The organism is Streptomyces tibetensis (assembly GCF_040647715.1).
GTDB classification, from domain to species: Bacteria; Actinomycetota; Actinomycetes; order Streptomycetales; family Streptomycetaceae; genus Streptomyces; species Streptomyces tibetensis_A.
Window position 1 is genome coordinate 315,415 of the sequence record NZ_JBEZCR010000008.1, and the last position, 17,720, is coordinate 333,134.

Below are 17,720 nucleotides of genomic sequence, written 5' to 3' on the forward strand. Positions count from 1 at the left end.
GTTTTGCCGTTCCCTTACCATCCGGCCAATCGGGTCACCGGCGGTTACGGGGATGGTCCCGGGCGGCGCGTTCGTTGCCGCGCTTGTAGTTGCCGGTCCAGCGGGCCATGACCAGCTGGGGGTCGGACGCCTCGACCTCGGCGAGGAACTGCGTGGCCCGGGGGCCGTTCAGGGTGGTGGCGGGGCGGCCGTGGTGGCTGATGCGGACGGTTCCGCCCGCGTGCTGCTCGTAGGTGAAACCGTGGGGTCGTGGCATGCCGTGAGCGTAGGGGGGCGGGGGCGGACGCCCCACCGGATTTCGTCTGCCCCGGCCCTCCTGCGCGGTCGGCCTACGGCACCACCACGATCTTCCGGCCGACCCCCGCCGCGAACTGCTCCAGCGCCTGCGGGTACCGCTCGAGCGGGATGCGGTCGCTGATGAACAGGTCCGGGTCCAGGACGCCGTTCGCGAAGAGCTCCGCCGCCCGCTCGAAGCTGTGCAGCACCGCCATCGAGCCCGTGATGGTGATCTCCTGGTTGTAGATGCGGTACGGATCGATCGTCACGCGGGTCGCGTAGTCGGCCACGCCGAACTGCAGGAACGTGCCCGCCTTGGCCACCCGGTCCAGCCCGTCCTGGATCGCCGCCGCGTTGCCCGTGGCGTCGATCACCAGGTCCCAGCCCTGCGGGCGGTCCAGTTCGTCGGGGGTGGCCGCCGACGCCGAGACGCCGAGGCGGCGGGCCGTCTCCAGCCGGGCCGGGTTCACGTCGACGACGTCCACGCTCGCCGCGCCCGTGCGCTTGGCCAGCTCCAGCATCATCAGGCCCATGGTGCCGGAGCCGTAGACCAGGACGTGCGCGCCGAGGCGGGAGCGGAGCACGTCGTAGCCGCGGACCGCGCAGGACAGCGGCTCCACGAGCGCCGCGTCCTCGGTGCGGACGTGCTCGGGGAGCTTCACGCAGTTCGCCACCGGGGCCACCGCGTACTGCGCCGCCCCTCCGGCCGTCGTCACCCCGATCGCCGCCCAGCGTTCGCAGAGGTTGTTGTGGCCGGTGCGGCAGTAGCGGCACTCGTAGCAGTAGAGGGACGGGTCGACGGCGACCCGGTCGCCCACCGCCACCTCCGTGACCTGCGTGCCGACTCCGACGACCTCGCCGGCGAACTCGTGCCCGGGCACGATCGGGAGCTTGGGGGCGAACTCACCCTGGAGGATGTGCAGGTCCGTTCCGCACAGCCCGCAGGCGGCGACCTCGACGACGACCTCGCGCGGCCCTGGCGTCGGGTCCGGGACCTCGGTGACGACGGCCTTGCCCACGGACTCGATGACGGCGGCCTTCATTTCACGGCTCCCAACGACAGGCCCTGGACCAGCTTGTCCTGGGCGGCGAACCCCGCGGCGAGCACCGGCAGGGAGATGACGAGCGACGCGGCGCACACCTTCGCCAGGAACAGGCCCTGGCTGGTGATGAAGCCGGTCAGGAAGACGGGGGCGGTCTCGGCGACCACACCCGTGAGCACCCGGGCGAACAGCAGCTCGTTCCAGCTGAAGATGAAGCAGATCAGCGCCGTCGCGGCGATACCGGGGAGGGAGATGGGTGCGACCACGCGCGCGAGGATCGTGGGCAGCCGGGCCCCGTCGACCTTCGCCGCCTCGATCACCGCGACCGGGATCTCGGCGAGGAAGGACTGCATCATCCACACCGCGATCGGCAGGTTCATGGAGGTGTAGAGGATGACCAGCAGCCAGATGTTGTCGAGCATCCCGGCGTTCTTGGCGAACAGGTAGAGCGGCAGCAGGCCCGCCACGGCCGGCAGCATCTTCGTGGAGAGGAAGAAGAACAGCACGTCCGTCCACTTGCGCACCCGGTTGATGGACAGCGCGTACGCCGCCGGGAAGGCCAGCAGCAGGACCAGCAGTGTCGAGGCCGCGGACGCGACGGTGGAGTTGACCAGGGCCGGCCAGGGGCTCGCGCCGCCACCCGCGCCGAAGAACTCGCGGTAGCCGTCCAGGGTGAGGGCGGCGGCGAAGGACGGCGGGTTCGTCGCGGCGTCGGACTCCGAGTGGAACGACGTCAGTGTCATCCACGCGATGGGCAGGAAGAACACGATCCCGGCCAGCCAGGCCAGCAGGCCGAGGCCGTTGCGGCGCACGACGCTCATGCGCGGGACACCTCCTCGCGGAACAGGGACGACACCACGCGCAGGGCGAAGGTCGCGATGACGATGGAGCCGATGACCACCAGGACGCCCGCGGCCGATGCGAGGCCGTTCTCGTGGGCCTGGTAGAAGCTCTGGTAGACGGTGTAGGGGAGGTTGGCGGTGCCGAGGCCGCCGGACGTGATCGTGAAGACCGCGTCGAAGTTCTGGACGATGTAGATCGAGCCCAGCAGAGCGCCCAGTTCGAGGTAGCGGCGCAGATGGGGGAGGGTCAGGTGGACGAAGATCTGCCAGTCGCTCGCGCCGTCGACCCGGGCGGCCTCGATCTGCTCGTGGTCGCGGCTCTGCAGGCCGGCGAGCAGGATCAGCATCATGAACGGTGTCCACTGCCAGACGAGGGATGCCTCGACCGCGAGCAGCGGGGTGCTGGAGATCCAGTCCGGCTGAGGGCCGCCCACGTAGTGCAACAACCCATTGAGCAGGCCGTATTCAGGGTTGTAGAGCACATGTTTCCAGAGCAGGGCCGCCGCGACCGGTACCACCAGGAACGGCGCGATCAGCAGCGTCCGTACGACGCCCCGGCCGCGGAACCTCCGGTCCAGCAGCAGGGCGAGTGCGAGTCCCAGCACCAGGCTCGCCAGCACCACCGCCACCGTCAGCAGCACGGTCGTCCACACCGAGTGGCGCAGGTCCGGGTCGGTGAGGACCTCCTGGTAGTTGTCGACGCCGGTGAAGTGCCGGGCGTCGGGATAGAGGGAGTTCCAGTCGAAGAAGGAGATCACCAGCGTGGCCACGAAGGGCAGCTGGGTGACGACGATCATGAAGATCAGGGCGGGCAGCAGGGGTGCTCTGGTCGCCCAGGCGCGCAGCCGGGCGGAGGGGCGGCGGGCCGGGGCGGGTATCCCGGGAGAGGCCACGGGGGCCGTGGTCGTCGCGGTCATCGTCCCTCGTACTCCTCGGAGATCTTCTCGGCGAGCGCCTGTGACTTCTTCAGGGCCGACTCGACGGACTGGCGTCCGGCGATGGCCGCGCTGATCTCCTGGGAGACCTGGGTGCCGAGGTCGGTGAACTCGGGGATGCCGACGAACTGGATGCCGGGCGCGGGCCGCGGCTGGACGCCGGGATCGGTCGGCCGTGCCTTCTCGATGGCCTCCTTGGTCATCTCCTGGAAGGCACCGGCCTCCTTGCGGTAGTCGGCGTTGGCGTACGTCGACGCCCGCTTGCCGGCGGGGACGTTCGACCAGCCGGCCTGGTCGCCGACCAGCTCCTCGTAGTCCTTGCCCGAGGCCCAGGAGACGAACTTCCAGGCGTCGTCGGGGTTGCGGGAGGCCTTCTGGATGCCCCAGGCCCAGGTGTAGAGCCAGCCGGAGGACTCGGTCTTCTCGACGGGGGCGGGGGCGTAGCCGATCTTGCCCTTGACCGGGGACTTCGCCGCCTCCAGCGAGCCGGCCGCGGAGGTGGCGTCGTACCACATGGCGACCTTGCCCTGGGTCATGTTGTTGAGGCACTCGGCGAAGCCGGACTGGGCGGCGCCGGACTCGCCGTGTGCGCGCACCAGGTCGACGTAGAACTTGGTCGCCTTCTCGAAGGCGGGGGAGTCGAGTCGTGCCTTCCAGTCCTGGTCGAACCAGGTGCCGCCGAAGGTGTTGACGACGGTGGTGAGGGGGGCCATGACCTCGCCCCAGCCGGGCAGGCCGCGCAGGCAGATGCCCTTCATGCCGGGCTCGGCGCCGTCGGCCCGGGCCGCGAGGTCCGCCACCTGCCGCCAGGTGGGGTGCGCGGGCATCGCCAGGCCCTTCTTGTCGAACACGTCCTTGCGGTACATCAGGAACGACGACTCGCCGTAGAAGGGCTGGCCGTAGAGCTTGCCGTCGTCCGCGGTGAGGGACTGGCGCATCGGCTTGAGCACGTCCTGCTCGTCGTAGGCGGGGTCCTTCGCCACGTAGCCGTTCATCTCGTGCAGCCAGCCGTTGCGGGCGTAGATCGGTATCTCGTAGTTGGACAGGGTGGCGACGTCGTACTGGCCGGCCTGGTTGGCGAAGTCCTGGCTGATCTTGTCGCGGACGTCGTTCTCGGGCAGGACCGTGAAGTTGACCTTGATGCCCGTCTGTTCGGTGAAGTGGGCGCGGGTCAGCTTCTGCAGCTCGACCATCTGCGGGTTGTTGACCATCAGGACGTTGATGGCGTCACCGCCGGAGCCGGTCCCGCCCGCGCCGACCCAGCAGCCGGACAGCAGCGGGGCGAGCAGCGTCCCTGCGGCGGCCAGGGCGAGCGGGGCTCGCGGTGGCCGTCGTCGGCTCTGGGTTCGCATGGATCGCTCCTGGAATGTATGGGATGTATGGGGAGGTAAGGGGCATGGCAAGGCGCGGCTGCACCCGGTGGGAGGCCAGGGGGTGGGTCAGACGCGGAGGACCTGTGGTCCGAGCAGCGAGTAGCGGTGGGCCTCGGCGGCCGGGAGCCGGGTGCTCGTCACGATCGTCTCCAGCGCGCCGACCTCGGCGAACCGGCAGAAGCTGACCGCTCCGAACTTGGTGTGCACGCCTGCGAAGACCACGCGCCGGGCGGCCCGGATCGCCTGTGCCTTGACCTCGCTGACGGCCGGGTCGGGGGTGGTGAGGCCGTGTTCGCGGGAGATGCCGTTGGCGCCGATGAACGCCAGGTCGACGACGAAGCCGGACAGCATCTTCGTCGTCCAGTGGTCGACGGTGGCGAGGGTGCCGCGCCGCACCCGGCCGCCGAGCAGCAGTACGGAGATCTGCTCGGCCTCGGCGAGGACGCCGGCGACCGGCAGGGACGCGGTGACCACGGTCAGCGGCCGGTTGTGGGGGAGTGCCTCGGCGATGAGCTGCGGGGTGTAGCCCTCGTCGACGAAGACGGTCTCGGCGTCGCCGAGGAGTTCGGCGGCGGCGGCCGCGACCCGGCGTTTCTCGGGGACGTGGCTGGTGGCGCGGAAGGCGAGCGTGGTCTCGAAGCCGGCGCTCTCCACGGGGTAGGCGCCGCCGTGGGTACGGCGGAGCAGGCCGTGGTCCTCCAGGGCGCGCAGGTCTCGCCGCACGGTCTCCTTGGCCACGCCGAGTTGAGCCGCGAGGGTGTTGACGTCGACGGCGCCTGTGGTGCGGGCGGCGCGGACGATTTCCCGCTGGCGTTCTTCCGCGGTTCTGGTCATTCGGTCACCCGCCTTCCTGTCGTGCGGTGCCCGTTCGGGCCGTCTGGAGGAAGTTGTACAGCGGGTGGGGTGTGGTGACCAGGTCTGTTGCTCGGGTGATAGTGACCGCGTATGCCCGTTCGGGCGGAGCGGGCCCACTGGCCCAGGCGGTGCGGTCGTATGGCGGCTGCGGGTCTGTTGTGGCTGGTCGCGCAGTTCTCCGCGCCCCTGGGGGCGGCGCTGTCGCGCCTGCCCTCAGGAGCCGGTCCGTGCCCGGACAGGGGTGCGGGCGGGCCCGTTCGGTGCCCGCCCGCATCGGTCCGAGGTGTCAGTACGGCCAGATCGGCGGGTCCGTCACGAACTGGCCACCGAGGTAGGCGTGTGCCTCGTTGCCGTCCTGCAGTTCGCCCTGTTCGGCGATGAGCTTCTCGGCGTACGGCTCGGAGTCGTCCTGCGGCTCGTAGCCGAGCGCCCGGGCGGAGGTGAGGTCCCACCACAGGCGCGTGTTGGCGGAGGAGCCGTGGACGACGGTGTGGCCGACGTGTTCGGCGGTCAGGGCCGCGTGGAAGAGGCGGGCGCCGTCGGCGGGGCTCATCCACACCGAGAGCATGCGCACGCTGGTCGGCTCGGGGAAGCAGGAGCCGATCCTGACCGAGACGGTCTCCAGGCCGTGCTTGTCCCAGTAGAGCTGTGCCAGGTCCTCGCCGAAGCACTTGGACAGGCCGTAGAAGGTGTCCGGGCGGCGGGGGGTGTCGATCGGGATCAGGGGGTCGTCGCCCCGGGGGCGCGGGGTGTAGCCGACGGCGTGGTTGGAGGAGGCGAAGACGATCCGGCCGACGCCCTCCTCGCGGGCGGCCTCGTACAGGTGGTAGGTCCCCTCGATGTTCGCCGTGAGGATCTTCTCGAAGGGGGCTTCCAGGGAGATGCCCGCGAGGTGGAGGATCGCGTCGACGCCCCGGACCGCCTCGCGCACGGCGCCCCGGTCGGCGAGGTCGGCGGTGATCGCGTCGGGTTCGCCCTCGACCGGGCGCAGGTCCAGCAGGCGTAGGTCGTAGCCGTAGGCCGGGAGCAGGTCCCGCATCAGGGTGCCGAGGCCGCCGGCGGCGCCGGTGAGCAGGACGGTGCGGGGAGCGGGCATCCTCGGGTTCTCCTTGATCGCCGACCGTGCTGGTCGCCAAGCGTGCTGATCGCCATGCGTGTGATCGCCTGGCATGCACATGAGCGCACGGCATTCATATGCGTGGACACGCTAAGGATCCGGGGCGGAGCCCGTCAAGTATGCCGCGGACGGGGTGAATCCGCAGCTGCCTCGCGGGTGTGCGCGCTTGACCGGTGTCGAGGGGGCGCCTTAGCGTGGGTCCGTTCAGAAATATAGACGTCAATCATGAATATGGAACCGGGAGAGCTTGTGACGCCAGCCCCTCTCGCCGCTCGACTCGACATCCCCAGCGGGCCGCTGTTCTTCCCGGTCACCGCCTACGGCACCGACGGCTCCGTTGACCTCGACACCTTCCGCACCCACGTCCGGCGCGGGGTGGAGGCCGGAGCCGCCGCCGTCTTCGCCTGCTGCGGCACCGGCGAGTTCCACGCCCTGACGCCCGAGGAGTTCGAGGCCTGCGTACGGGCCGCCGTCGAGGCCGCCGACGGGCGGGTGCCGGTCGTCGCCGGCGCCGGGTACGGCACCGCGCTCGCCGTGCGCTACGCCCGACTCGCCGAGGCCGCCGGGGCGGACGGCCTGCTCGCCATGCCGCCGTACCTCGTCGTCGCCGGGCAGGAGGGGCTGCTGCGGCACTACCGCGAGGTGGCCGCCGCGACCGCCCTGCCGGTCATCGTCTACCAGCGCGACAACGCCGTGTTCACCCCCGAGACGGTCGTCGCACTCGCCCGCACGGACGGGATCATCGGCCTGAAGGACGGGCTCGGCGACCTCGACCTCATGCAGCGCGTCGTCAGTGCCGTCCGCTCCGAGGCCCCGGGCGACTTCCTCTACTTCAACGGCCTGCCGACCGCCGAGCAGACCCAGCTCGCCTACCGCGCCCTCGGCGTCACGCTCTACTCGTCCGCCGTGTTCTGCTTCGCGCCGGAGATCGCCCTCGCCTTCCACCAGGCCCTCAGGACCGGCGACGACACCGTGGTGGAGAAGCTGCTGGACGGCTTCTACCGCCCGTTCGTCGAACTGCGCGCCCAGGGCCGCGGCTACGCCGTCGCCCTGGTCAAGGCCGGTGTACGGCTGCGCGGCCTCGACGTGGGGGAGGTGCGGTCACCGCTGCACGAGCCGAGCGAGGATCATGTGAAGCAGCTCGCCGAAGTGATCGAGCGGGGCTACGCGCTGCTGGAGGAGACCAAGTGAAGGCGTCGGCATTCGTCTACCCCTGGGACGTCAACGGGGATCCGGAGGCACCCGCCCGGATCGCCGCGCTCGGCGTGGAGCAGGTGACGCTCGCCGCCGCCTACCACTCCACCCGCGCCCTCACGCCCCGCCACCCGCGCCACCGCATCGTCACCGCCGAGCACGCCGCCGTGCTGTACCCGGCGGACGACCGCTGGGCCGGGCGCGAGCTGCGCCCCTACGCGGCCGGCGCCTGGGCCCCGGGAGACGCCTTCGGTGAGGCAGCCACCGCCCTCGCCGGTGCGGGTCTCGAGGTGCACACCTGGGTCGTCCTCGCGCACAACTCCCGCCTGGGCGCCGAGCACCCCGGCACCTCGGTCGTCAACGCCTACGGCGACCGCTATCCGTGGGCGCCGTGCATCGCGCAGCCCGCCACGCGCGCGTACCTCGTCGACCTGGCGGCCGAGGCGGCCGTCCGGCCCGGGGCGAGCGGCACCGAACTGGAGTCCCTCGGCTGGTACGGCCTGGAGCATCTGCACGCCCACGACAAGACCGGCGGCGTCGCCCTCGGGGAGGCCGGGCAGTACCTCATGGCGCTGTGCTTCTGCCCGTCCTGCCGCGAGGGCTACGGCCGGCACGGCCTGGACGCCGACGAGCTGGCGGCCGCCGTGCGGACCGCGCTGGAGCCGGTCTGGCAGGGGGCGCCCTCCGGTGGGGAAGGCTGGGCGGGCATCGAGAAGCTCCTCGGCGAGGCCCTCGCGAACACCACGCGCGCGTACCGCGACGAAACCGCCCGCGCCCTCCAGGAGCAGGCCGTCGCGGCGGTCCGGGCGGCGGCCCCCGACGGCTTCCAGGTGCTGCTGCACGCGGATCCCGTGTCGTACCACGTCGGCGCCAACCCCGGGGTCGACCCGGCGCACATCCTGTCCGTGGCGGACGGCGTGGTCGTGCCGTGCGCGGGCGGCCCCGGCACGCTGACGCCGTTCGCGCGCCAGGGCCGTGAGGGCGCCGTCGTCGCCGCCAACTTCCCCGTCGTCTCGGGGATGGGCGGCAGCCCCGGCACCCTCGCCGCCGACGCCGCCGAGGCACGCCGGCTGGGCGCCACCGAACTGCGGCTGTATCACGCAGGGCTGGCGTCCGACGACGACCTGGAGAGGGTCCGCTCCGCCCTCGCCGGGGCCTGACACGGGGGCTGCGGCCGGCATCGAACTGCGGCTGTATCACGCCGGGCCGGCGTCCGACGACGACCTGGAGACGGTCCGCTCATCCCTCGCCGGGGCCTGACACAGCGCCGCGGCCGTCACCAGCAGGACCACGCCCAGGGCCACCAGCACCAGCCGGTGGCCCACCAGTTCCACCAGGGCCGCTCCGGCGGCCAGCCCGACCACGTTCGGGGCGTACACGGCGGTGTGGGCGGTGGCCGTGACCCGGCCCAGCAGCGCACCGGGCGTCTCGCGCTGCACGGACGTCAGCGCGGCGATCAGCACCGCGGGCAGCCCCATGCCGATCGCCGCGCTGCACACCAGCGCCACCGGGTCCGACGGCACCGCCCTGAGCGCCACCGCGATGGCCGGCAGCGCGACGCCGGACGCCGCGAAGCGCCTCGTCCCCAGCCGGCGCAGGGCGGGGCCGCAGAGCAGACCGGCCGCGACCGAACCGGCGCCCTGCACGGCGTACAACACGCCGGTGTACCCGGGGGAGTGCCCGAGGTCGTCGACCACGGCGTACACCATCGCCCCGTTGAGGCCGGCACACAGCATCGTGACCCCGGCCGCCAGGACCAGCGGGCGCAGCAGGGGGTGCGCCCACAGGTGCCGGGCGCCCTCGGCGGTCCGTTGCCGACCACTGCCGGTGGGCGGCGCGGGCCTCTCCTCCCGCACCCGCAGCATCGCGTACAGCCCCGCGGCCAGCACGAACGTCGCCGCGTCCAGGAGGGCGACGCCAGCGCCCCCGTACGCCGCGAAGAGGCCCGCGCCCGCCGGCGGAGCCACGACCTTCATGCCCTCGGTGGCGGTCATGCGCAGGCCGTTGAAGTCGCCCAGCAGGGACGGCTCGACCGCCCTCGCCACGAGCGCCGACTCGGCCGCGTCGTGGACGACGCCCGCCGCGCCGTACACCAACAGCACCGCGTACAGCAGCCACACGTCGCTCGGCGCGTCGACGCGCACAAGCGTGAGCAGCAGGGCGCCCAGGAGCAGGTTCACGCCGATCAGCAGCGGTTTGCGGCGGGCCCGGTCGGCGAGGGTGCCCAGCAGCGGTCCGGCCAGGGCCGGCAGCCACATGGCGAGCATGCACAGCGCGGCCAGGCCGTCCGAGCCGGTGAGGTCCTTGACCCACACGCCGGACACCAGCCACAGGGCGGAGGTGCCGAAGCCGGAGACCACCACACCGGAGAGGTACAGCCCTGCGTCGCGGTCACGCAGGACGCGCACGAGGGGCCAGGTCGTCTTGGTCGTCATGCCCGGCCATCGTGGCGCTAAGGCCCTGGGGAGCGGATCGGGCAGGTGCCTTAGACGGCGGGTCCGAAGGACGGGAGCTGATCTTGCCCGGCGGAACGGGTTCCGCCCCGCAGGAGCGGTCCCGCCGGGCAGCAGCGGATCGCGAGGACACAAGCGGGCCCAGGCCGGCGGCAACAGATGCCGTCGGCAGCAGCGGGTCCCGCCGGTGGAAGCCGGTCCCCCCGGCGGGCGATGAGTTTCGCGGCCCCCGTCGGTCCACCCCTCAGGACCACACTCCGGAGGAGCACGCATGACCGACACAACGAGCCCGACCCTCGACCTCGGACCCCAGACTCAGGCCCTTGCGCAGCTCGTGGCCGGTGTCGGTGACGAACAGCTGGACGGCCCGACTCCCTGCCCCGAGTACGCGGTCCGCCACCTGCTCGGCCACCTGGCGGGACTGTCCGCCGCCTTTCGTGACGCCGCCCGCAAGGACCTCGGCGCCACGACCGACACCAGCCCGGGCACCGCACGCCCCGACCTCGCGCCCGGCTGGCGCGAGGACCTGCCCAAGGTCCTCGCCGAACTGGCCGAGGCCTGGCGCGACCCGGCCGCCTGGACCGGCATGACCCGGGCCGGGGGCGTCGACCTGCCCGGCGAGATCGCGGGCCTGGTCGCCGTCGACGAACTGGTGATCCACGGCTGGGACCTGGCCCGCGCCACCGGGCAGCCGTACGACCCCGACCCGGCCGCCCTCGGGGCCTGCCACGAGTTCCTCGCCGCTTCCGCCGACGATCCCCAGCGCGGCGCCATCTTCGGCCCGATCGTCACGGTCGACGCGGCCGCGTCCCCGCTGGACCGGGCGGTGGGACTGAGCGGGCGGGACCCGGGGTGGACGCGCGCCTTCTAGGACGTATCCCGTCAGAACCCCTCCGCCCGGACGGCCCTTCATAGAAAGCGATTGCATCCACCTCTGCCGAAAGCATTGACGAACCCCACGCGCCCTCCTACCGTCATCGCGTCGTACTTCGTACGTCATATATGAGACGCGATACGCGAGATCCGATACGCGATCCACCGAGACGCGAGATCCGAGAGGCGCGCATGACCTCTGTGCCCACGCCGATCCCCTCCCGCACGCAGTACGTGCTGGAAGGGATCAAACACCGCATCCTCACCGGGCAGCTGACGCCCGGGCAGGCGCTGGTCGAGACCGAGCTCGCCGCGCAGTTCGGGGTGTCGAAGACCCCGGTGCGCGAGGCGCTCAAGACCCTCGCGGGCACCGGGCTGGTCGTGATGAGCCAGTACAAGGGCGTCACCGTGCGCCTGGTGGACGCGGACATGGCGCGCGAGGTCTACGACGTGCGGCTGCTGCTGGAGCCCGAGGCGCTGCGGCGGGCCGTGCAGCGCGGGGCCTCCCTGGACGTCGCCCGCGAGGCGCTGACCCGCGCCGACGCCGCCACCGACACCGCCGAGCGCTCCCTCGCCAACCGGGAGTTCCACCGGGCCCTGTACCTGCCGTGCGGCAACCCGCTGCTCGGGCGGATGCTCGACGAGGTCCGCGACCAGGCCGCCCTGGTCTCCGCGGTCGCCTGGGCCGCCTCGCCCTCCTGGGAGCGGGAGGCCGGTGAGCACCGGGAGATCCTGCGGCTCGCCCTCGACGGCGACGCCGACGGCGCGGCGCGTGCCCTGCACGCCCACATCGCGTCCTTCGTGCAGCGCGCTTTCCCCGAGGCAGGACTGGAACAGGAAGGTCAGGAATGAGCAGCGTGGCGTTCGAGACCCAGCGGGCGGCCCTGGCCGACGTGGTGGCGATCCCGGTGACCCCGTTCGCCGAGGACGGCTCCGTCGCCCGGGACACCCACCGGGCCCTGCTGCGCCGGCTGCTCGACGGCGGCATCACGACCCTCACCCCGAACGGCAACACCGGCGAGTTCTACGCCCTGACCCCCGAAGAGCGCAGGCTCGTCACGGAGCTGACGATCGACGAGGCCGGCGAGCGGGCCGTCGTGCTGGCCGGCGTGGGACACGACGTCCCGACCGCCGTCGCCTCCGCCCGGCACGCCCGGGAGCTCGGCGCGCAGATGGTGATGGTCCACCAGCCCGTCCACCCCTACGTCTCGCAGGCCGGCTGGGTCGACTACCACCGCGCCATCGCCGAGGCCGTGCCCGAGCTGGGCGTCGTCCCGTACATCCGCAACCCGCAGCTCGCCGGGGTCCGGCTCGCCGAACTCGCCGACGCCTGCCCGAACGTCATCGGCGTGAAGTACGCCGTCCCCGACGCGTCCAGGTTCGCCGCGTTCGCCCGGGACGCGGGTCTGGAGCGGTTCGTGTGGGTGGCCGGGCTCGCCGAGCCGTACGCCCCCTCCTACTTCTCCGCCGGTGCCACCGGCTTCACCTCGGGGCTGGTGAACGTCGCCCCGGCCGTCTCCCTGAACATGATCGAGGCGCTGCGCTCCGGTGACTACCCGGCCGCGATGAAGGTCTGGGAGCAGATCCGGCGCTTCGAGGAACTGCGCGCCGCGAACGGCTCCGCCGACAACGTCACCGTCGTCAAGGAGGCGCTCGCCTCCCTCGGGCTGTGCCGCCGCGAGGTCCGCCCGCCGAGCAGGGCGCTGCCTCAGAGCGAGCGCTCCGAGGTCGCCGCGATCGCCGCGGGGTGGTCCATATGACCGGCAGACTGCGTCCGGAGGAGCTCCGGAGCCACCAGTGGTACGGCGCCGAAGGGCAGCTGCGCACCTGGTCGCACAACGCCCGGATGCGCCAGCTCGGTTACGAGGCGGAGGAGTACCGGGGCCGCCCGGTGATCGCCGTCCTGAACACCTGGTCCGACATCAACCCCTGCCACGTCCATCTGCGCGAGCGCGCCGAGGCGGTCAAGCGGGGGGTGTGGCAGGCCGGCGGCTTCCCGCTGGAGTTCCCGGTCGCCACGCTCTCCGAGACGTACCAGAAGCCGACCCCGATGCTCTACCGCAACCTGCTCGCGATGGAGACGGAGGAGCTGCTGCGGTCGTACCCGATCGACGCGGCGGTGCTGCTGGGCGGTTGCGACAAGTCGACGCCCGCTCTGCTCATGGGCGCGGCCTCGGCCGACGTACCGTCCCTCTTCGTGCCGGCGGGGCCGATGCTGCCCGGTCACTGGCGCGGGGAGACCCTCGGGTCGGGCACCGACATGTGGAAGTACTGGGACGAGCACCGCGCCGGCAACCTGACCGACTGCGAACTGCGGGAGCTGCAGGGCGGGTTGGCCCGGTCGCCCGGTCACTGCATGACCATGGGGACCGCGTCGACCATGACCGCGGCGGCGGAAGCCCTCGGAATGACGCTGCCGGGCGCCTCCTCCATCCCGGCCGTCGACTCCGGGCACGAGCGGATGGCCGCCGCCTCCGGGCGCCGTGCCGTGGAGCTCGCCTGGACCGCGCTCAAGCCGTCGTCGATCCTCACCCGCGAGGCCTTCGAGGACGCCGTGACCACGGTGCTCGGGCTCGGCGGCTCCACCAACGCCGTCATCCACCTGATCGCGATGGCCGGGCGCTGCCGTGTCGAGCTCACCCTCGACGACTTCGACCGCATCGCCCGCACGGTGCCGGTGCTCGCCAACGTCCGCCCCGGCGGCCGGACGTACCTCATGGAGGACTTCCACTTCGCGGGTGGTCTGCCCGCCTTCCTCTCCCGGATCACCGATCTGCTGCACCTGGACCGGCCCACCGTCAACGGGACCCTGGGAGAGCAGATCGGGGGCGCCGTCGTCCACGACGACGACGTCATCCGCACCCGGGAGAACCCGGTCGCCGCCGAGGGGGGAGTGGCCGTACTGCGCGGCAACCTCTGCCCGGACGGCGCGGTCATCAAGCACATCGCCGCCGAGCAGCATCTGCTCAAGCACACCGGGCCCGCGGTCGTCTTCTACGACTACAAGAGCATGCAGCGCACCATCAACGACCCGGAGCTGGGCATCACCGCGGACAGCGTCCTGGTGCTGCGCAACTCCGGCCCCAAGGGTGGCCCGGGCATGCCCGAGTACGGCATGCTCCCCATCCCCGACCACCTGCTCAAGCAGGGCGTCCGGGACATGGTCCGCATCTCCGACGCCCGCATGAGCGGCACGAGTTACGGCGCGTGCGTGCTGCACGTCGCGCCCGAGTCGTACATCGGCGGCCCGCTCGCCCTCGTACGGACCGGCGACAGCATCACCCTCGACGTGGAGGCGCGCACCCTCCACCTCCACGTGGACGACGAGGAGCTGGAGCGGCGCAGGGCGGACTGGACGCCGCCCCCCACCCGCTACGAGCGCGGCTACGGCGCGCTCTACAACGACCAGATCACCCAGGCCGACACCGGCTGCGACTTCGAGTTCTTGGCAAGGCCCGGAAAGGCCCCGGATCCCTACGCCGGTTGACCGGTCCCACTCAGGGGCGCGGGGAACTGCGCGACAGAGCACAACGAGTCCGCACTCGCCACACCACCGCAAGAGGCACCCCGTACCGCGCTTCCGGGCGGACTCGCACAGATCGAGAAAGCGCTTCCCGTACGACCGTACCTAGATCGGAGACCCTGTCATGGCCCAAGCCGCAGCCGTGGCGAAACCGCCCGCGCCACCCCGGCGGCGCCGGGCCTCCGCCACGCCGCGCAAACTCCCGTACCTGCTGATCGCGCCGGCCGCCCTGCTCATGCTGGGGTTCATCGCCTACCCGGTCATCAGCGTCTTCTACTACAGCCTGCAGAACTACAACCCCACCAAGCCGTGGCGCAACGGCTACGCGGGCTTCGACAACTTCGTGCACGCCTTCACCAAGGACCCGGTCTTCTGGGACACCCTGGTCTTCAGCGCCAAGTGGGTGGTCGTCGAGGTCGGACTCCAGCTGCTGTTCGGCCTCGCGCTCGCCCTGATCGTCAACCAGACCTTCGTGGGCCGGGGGCTGGGACGCGCCCTGGTGTTCTCCCCGTGGGCCGTCTCCGGCGTGCTGACCTCCGCGATCTGGGTGCTGCTCTACAACTCCCAGACGGGCATCACCCGTTACCTCGCGGACATGGGCATCGGCTCCTACGGCACCAGCTGGCTGTCGGACACCTCGACCGTGTTCCCGGCGGCGGTCGTCGCCGACCTGTGGCGCGGCGTGCCCTTCTTCGCGATCCTCATCCTCGCCGACCTCCAGTCCGTCTCGAAGGACCTCTACGAGGCCGCCGAGGTCGACGGCGCGAGCCGCATCAAGCAGTTCTGGCACATCACGCTGCCGCACCTGAAGGACGCCATCATCCTGTCCACCCTGCTGCGCGCGGTCTGGGAGTTCAACAACGTCGACCTGCTCTACACCCTGACCGGCGGCGGTCCCGCGGGCGAGACGACCACGCTGCCGCTGTACATCGCCAACACATCCGTCGACGCCCACAACTTCGGCTACGCGTCGGCCCTGACCACGGTGGCGTTCGTGATCCTGCTCTTCTGCTCGATGGTCTACCTGCGGCTGAGCAAGTTCGGAGGCGAGGGCAAGTGAGCGTCAAGGAAGCCACCAAAACGGCGCCCGCGCCGGCGCCGGCCAGCCCCGAACCCCCGCACCCCAAGGGCAGGCGCGCCTGGGACGAGGCGCCCCGCTGGCAGATCTACCTGCCCCTGGGCATCTACCTGATCTTCACCCTCATCCCCTTCTACTGGATCCTGCTCTTCTCGCTGCGCCCGGCCGGCTCGACCTCGCTCGTGCCCTGGCCGGTGACCTTCGACCACTTCGAGAAGGTCTGGACGGACCGCAGCTTCGGCACCTACTTCACCAACAGCGTGCTCGTCGGCGTCGCCACCCTGCTCATGACCACGCTCGTCGCGCTGGCCGGCGGCTACGCCCTCGCCCGGTTCGACTTCAAGGTCAAGCGGGCGTTCATGCTGGCCCTGCTGTGCTCCCAGTTCGTGCCGGGCGCGCTGCTGCTGGTCCCGCTGTTCGAGATCTTCGCCGAGCTCCAGATGATCAACTCGCTCGGCAGTGTCATCCTCGCCGAGACGGTCTTCCAGTTGCCGCTGTCGATGATCCTGATCAGCAACTTCATCAAGAACGTGCCGTATTCCCTGGAGGAGGCGGCCTGGGTCGACGGCTGCAACCGCATGACGGCCTTTCGCATCGTGGTGCTGCCGTTGCTGCGGCCCGGTCTGATCGCCGTCGGATCCTTCGCCTTCGTCCACTCCTGGAACCACTTCCTGTTCGCCCTGATGTTCCTGAACAACCAGGACAAGCAGACGATCCCGGTCGGCCTGAACAGTCTGATGAGTGCCGACAGCGTCGACCTGGGCGCGCTCGCCGCGGGCGGCATCATCGCCGCCGTGCCTGTGGTGATCGTGTTCGCCTTCATCCAGAAGTGGCTGATCACCGGGTTCAGCGCGGGGGCGGTGAAGGGATGAGAACGCTCCAGGTGGCCCTGGCGGGCCTCATGTTGGGAGTCCTGAGCATCCCTGCCCAGGCCGAGAGCCGCGACATCGGCCGCGACACCCTCCCGGCGGACGACGGCTGGGCCGCGTACGGCTCGGGCACCACCGGAGGCGCCGCCGCCGATGCCGGACACGTCTCCACCGTCACCGACCGCGCCGGACTCGTCCGCGCCCTCGACGGCGGCAGCGACACCCCGAAGATCATCAAGATCGCCGGGACCATCGACGCCAACACCGACGACGACGGCGACCGGCTGGACTGCGCCGACTACGCCACCGGCGGCTACGGCCTGAAGAAGTACCTCGCCGCCTACGACCCCCGCACCTGGGGCGCCGCCAAACCCAGCGGCCCCCAGGAGAAGGCCCGCCAGGCCTCCGCCGCCCGGCAGGCCGAGCGGATCGTGCTGCCCGTCGGCTCGAACACCACGATCGTCGGCCTCGGCGACTCGGCCGTCCTCAAGGGCGCGAGCCTCCAGGTGAGGAACGCGGACAACGTGATCATCCGCAACCTCGACGTGCGCGACGCCTACGACTGCTTCCCCGTCTGGCAGCCCAACACCGGCGGCCTCGGCGACTGGAAGACGGCCTACGACAACATCTGGCTGACCGGGGCCAGCCACGTGTGGGTGGACCATGTGACCCTGAGCGACAAGGGCCACCCCGACGCGAAGGAGCCGACCTACTTCGCCCGCAACTACCTTCGCCACGACGGCCTGCTGGACATCACCAACGGCTCCGACCTCGTCACCGTCTCCTGGAGCCGCTTCACCGGTCACGACAAGGCGATGCTCATCGGCAACAGCGACACGGCGACGAGCGACCGCGGCAAGCTCCGTGTCACCCTGCACCACAACGCGTTCGAGTCCGTCGTCCAGCGCGCCCCGCGCGTCCGCTTCGGCCAGGTCCACGTCTACAACAACCGCTACGACATCACCGGCGACGACTACCGCTACTCGCTCGGCGTCTCCACCGAGTCGAGGATGTACGCCGAGAACAACGCCTTCCACGCGCCCGGCCATGTGGAGGTCGCCGACCTGGTCAAGAGCTGGAACGGCAGCGCCCTGCACCAGAGCGGCACGCTCTTCAACGGCTTCCCGGTCGACCTGCTCGCGATCCACAACGCCTACAACTCGGGCAGTGAGCGCGACCTGACGGGCGACGTCGGCTGGACGCCCACCCTGCACGGGCGGATCGACAGCGCCCGGGAGGCCGACCGGGCGGTGGCCCGCGGCGCGGGTGCGGGGAGGGTCCGGTGACCG

The 17,720-nt window shown here is 71.3% G+C and carries 17 protein-coding genes; 9 read left to right on the forward strand and 8 right to left on the reverse strand.

All coding sequences use genetic code 11. The features are described 5' to 3' along the window. Positions 1-34: 34 nt before the first annotated feature. From AB0B29_RS23015 to AB0B29_RS23045, 7 genes are all read right to left on the reverse strand, one after another. On the reverse strand, positions 35-256 hold the full coding sequence (locus tag AB0B29_RS23015; RefSeq protein ID WP_362242735.1) for a hypothetical protein: 222 nt from the start codon (positions 254-256) through the stop codon (positions 35-37). A gap of 73 nt (positions 257-329) precedes the next feature. Beyond that, positions 330-1,319, reverse strand: a complete 990-nt coding sequence (locus AB0B29_RS23020; RefSeq protein ID WP_362242738.1) for a zinc-dependent alcohol dehydrogenase family protein — start codon at positions 1,317-1,319, stop codon at positions 330-332. Continuing rightward, on the reverse strand, positions 1,316-2,140 hold the full coding sequence (locus AB0B29_RS23025) for a carbohydrate ABC transporter permease (RefSeq protein ID WP_362242741.1): 825 nt from the start codon (positions 2,138-2,140) through the stop codon (positions 1,316-1,318). Before AB0B29_RS23025 ends, AB0B29_RS23020 begins: the two co-directional genes overlap by 4 nt. Further along, on the reverse strand, positions 2,137-3,078 hold the full coding sequence (locus AB0B29_RS23030) for a carbohydrate ABC transporter permease (protein WP_362242743.1): 942 nt from the start codon (positions 3,076-3,078) through the stop codon (positions 2,137-2,139). Before AB0B29_RS23030 ends, AB0B29_RS23025 begins: the two co-directional genes overlap by 4 nt. Continuing rightward, on the reverse strand, positions 3,075-4,448 hold the full coding sequence (locus tag AB0B29_RS23035) for an ABC transporter substrate-binding protein (RefSeq protein WP_362242745.1): 1,374 nt from the start codon (positions 4,446-4,448) through the stop codon (positions 3,075-3,077). The genes AB0B29_RS23030 and AB0B29_RS23035 overlap by 4 nt, the downstream gene beginning before the upstream one ends. 87 nt (positions 4,449-4,535) lie before the next feature. After that, positions 4,536-5,303: a DeoR/GlpR family DNA-binding transcription regulator gene (locus AB0B29_RS23040; protein WP_362242747.1), complete on the reverse strand. Its 768-nt coding sequence runs from the start codon at positions 5,301-5,303 to the stop codon at positions 4,536-4,538. 307 nt (positions 5,304-5,610) lie between these two features. After that, positions 5,611-6,420, reverse strand: coding sequence for an NAD-dependent epimerase/dehydratase family protein (locus AB0B29_RS23045; protein WP_362242750.1), 810 nt, complete (start codon positions 6,418-6,420; stop codon positions 5,611-5,613). Between the two features lie 270 nt (positions 6,421-6,690). Between AB0B29_RS23045 and AB0B29_RS23050 the strand changes: the two genes are divergently transcribed. Together AB0B29_RS23050 and AB0B29_RS23055 are read left to right on the forward strand one after the other, a co-directional pair. Continuing rightward, positions 6,691-7,632: a 5-dehydro-4-deoxyglucarate dehydratase gene (locus AB0B29_RS23050; protein WP_362242752.1), complete on the forward strand. Its 942-nt coding sequence runs from the start codon at positions 6,691-6,693 to the stop codon at positions 7,630-7,632. After that, on the forward strand, positions 7,629-8,795 hold the full coding sequence (locus AB0B29_RS23055; RefSeq protein WP_362242754.1) for a hypothetical protein: 1,167 nt from the start codon (positions 7,629-7,631) through the stop codon (positions 8,793-8,795). Before AB0B29_RS23050 ends, AB0B29_RS23055 begins: the two co-directional genes overlap by 4 nt. Positions 8,796-8,831: 36 nt before the next feature. Here AB0B29_RS23055 and AB0B29_RS23060 read toward each other — a convergent pair whose 3' ends face one another. Beyond that, positions 8,832-10,070: an MFS transporter gene (locus tag AB0B29_RS23060; protein ID WP_362242757.1), complete on the reverse strand. Its 1,239-nt coding sequence runs from the start codon at positions 10,068-10,070 to the stop codon at positions 8,832-8,834. Between the two features lie 289 nt (positions 10,071-10,359). Between AB0B29_RS23060 and AB0B29_RS23065 the strand changes: the two genes are divergently transcribed. The 7 genes from AB0B29_RS23065 to AB0B29_RS23095 all read left to right on the forward strand — a co-directional run bounded on the left by AB0B29_RS23065 (position 10,360) and on the right by AB0B29_RS23095 (position 17,717). After that, entirely contained in the window at positions 10,360-10,959 is a 600-nt protein-coding gene (locus tag AB0B29_RS23065; RefSeq protein WP_362242759.1) for a TIGR03086 family metal-binding protein, read from the forward strand. 194 nt (positions 10,960-11,153) lie between these two features. Beyond that, positions 11,154-11,813: a GntR family transcriptional regulator gene (locus AB0B29_RS23070; RefSeq protein WP_362242762.1), complete on the forward strand. Its 660-nt coding sequence runs from the start codon at positions 11,154-11,156 to the stop codon at positions 11,811-11,813. Then, positions 11,810-12,721, forward strand: coding sequence for a dihydrodipicolinate synthase family protein (locus tag AB0B29_RS23075; protein ID WP_362242765.1), 912 nt, complete (start codon positions 11,810-11,812; stop codon positions 12,719-12,721). The genes AB0B29_RS23070 and AB0B29_RS23075 overlap by 4 nt, the downstream gene beginning before the upstream one ends. Next, positions 12,718-14,448 carry an L-arabinonate dehydratase gene (gene araD, locus AB0B29_RS23080; RefSeq protein WP_362242768.1) on the forward strand — a complete coding sequence of 577 codons (1,731 nt, stop codon included), beginning with the start codon at positions 12,718-12,720 and terminating at the stop codon, positions 14,446-14,448. The genes AB0B29_RS23075 and araD overlap by 4 nt, the downstream gene beginning before the upstream one ends. Before the next feature lie 160 nt (positions 14,449-14,608). Then, positions 14,609-15,544 (forward strand): carbohydrate ABC transporter permease, encoded by a 936-nt coding sequence (locus AB0B29_RS23085; protein WP_362242770.1) that lies wholly within the window; start codon positions 14,609-14,611, stop codon positions 15,542-15,544. Next, entirely contained in the window at positions 15,541-16,434 is an 894-nt protein-coding gene (locus tag AB0B29_RS23090) for a carbohydrate ABC transporter permease (RefSeq protein WP_362242773.1), read from the forward strand. The genes AB0B29_RS23085 and AB0B29_RS23090 overlap by 4 nt, the downstream gene beginning before the upstream one ends. Beyond that, positions 16,431-17,717 carry a pectate lyase family protein gene (locus tag AB0B29_RS23095; protein WP_362242775.1) on the forward strand — a complete coding sequence of 429 codons (1,287 nt, stop codon included), beginning with the start codon at positions 16,431-16,433 and terminating at the stop codon, positions 17,715-17,717. Before AB0B29_RS23090 ends, AB0B29_RS23095 begins: the two co-directional genes overlap by 4 nt. Positions 17,718-17,720 lie beyond the last annotated feature (3 nt).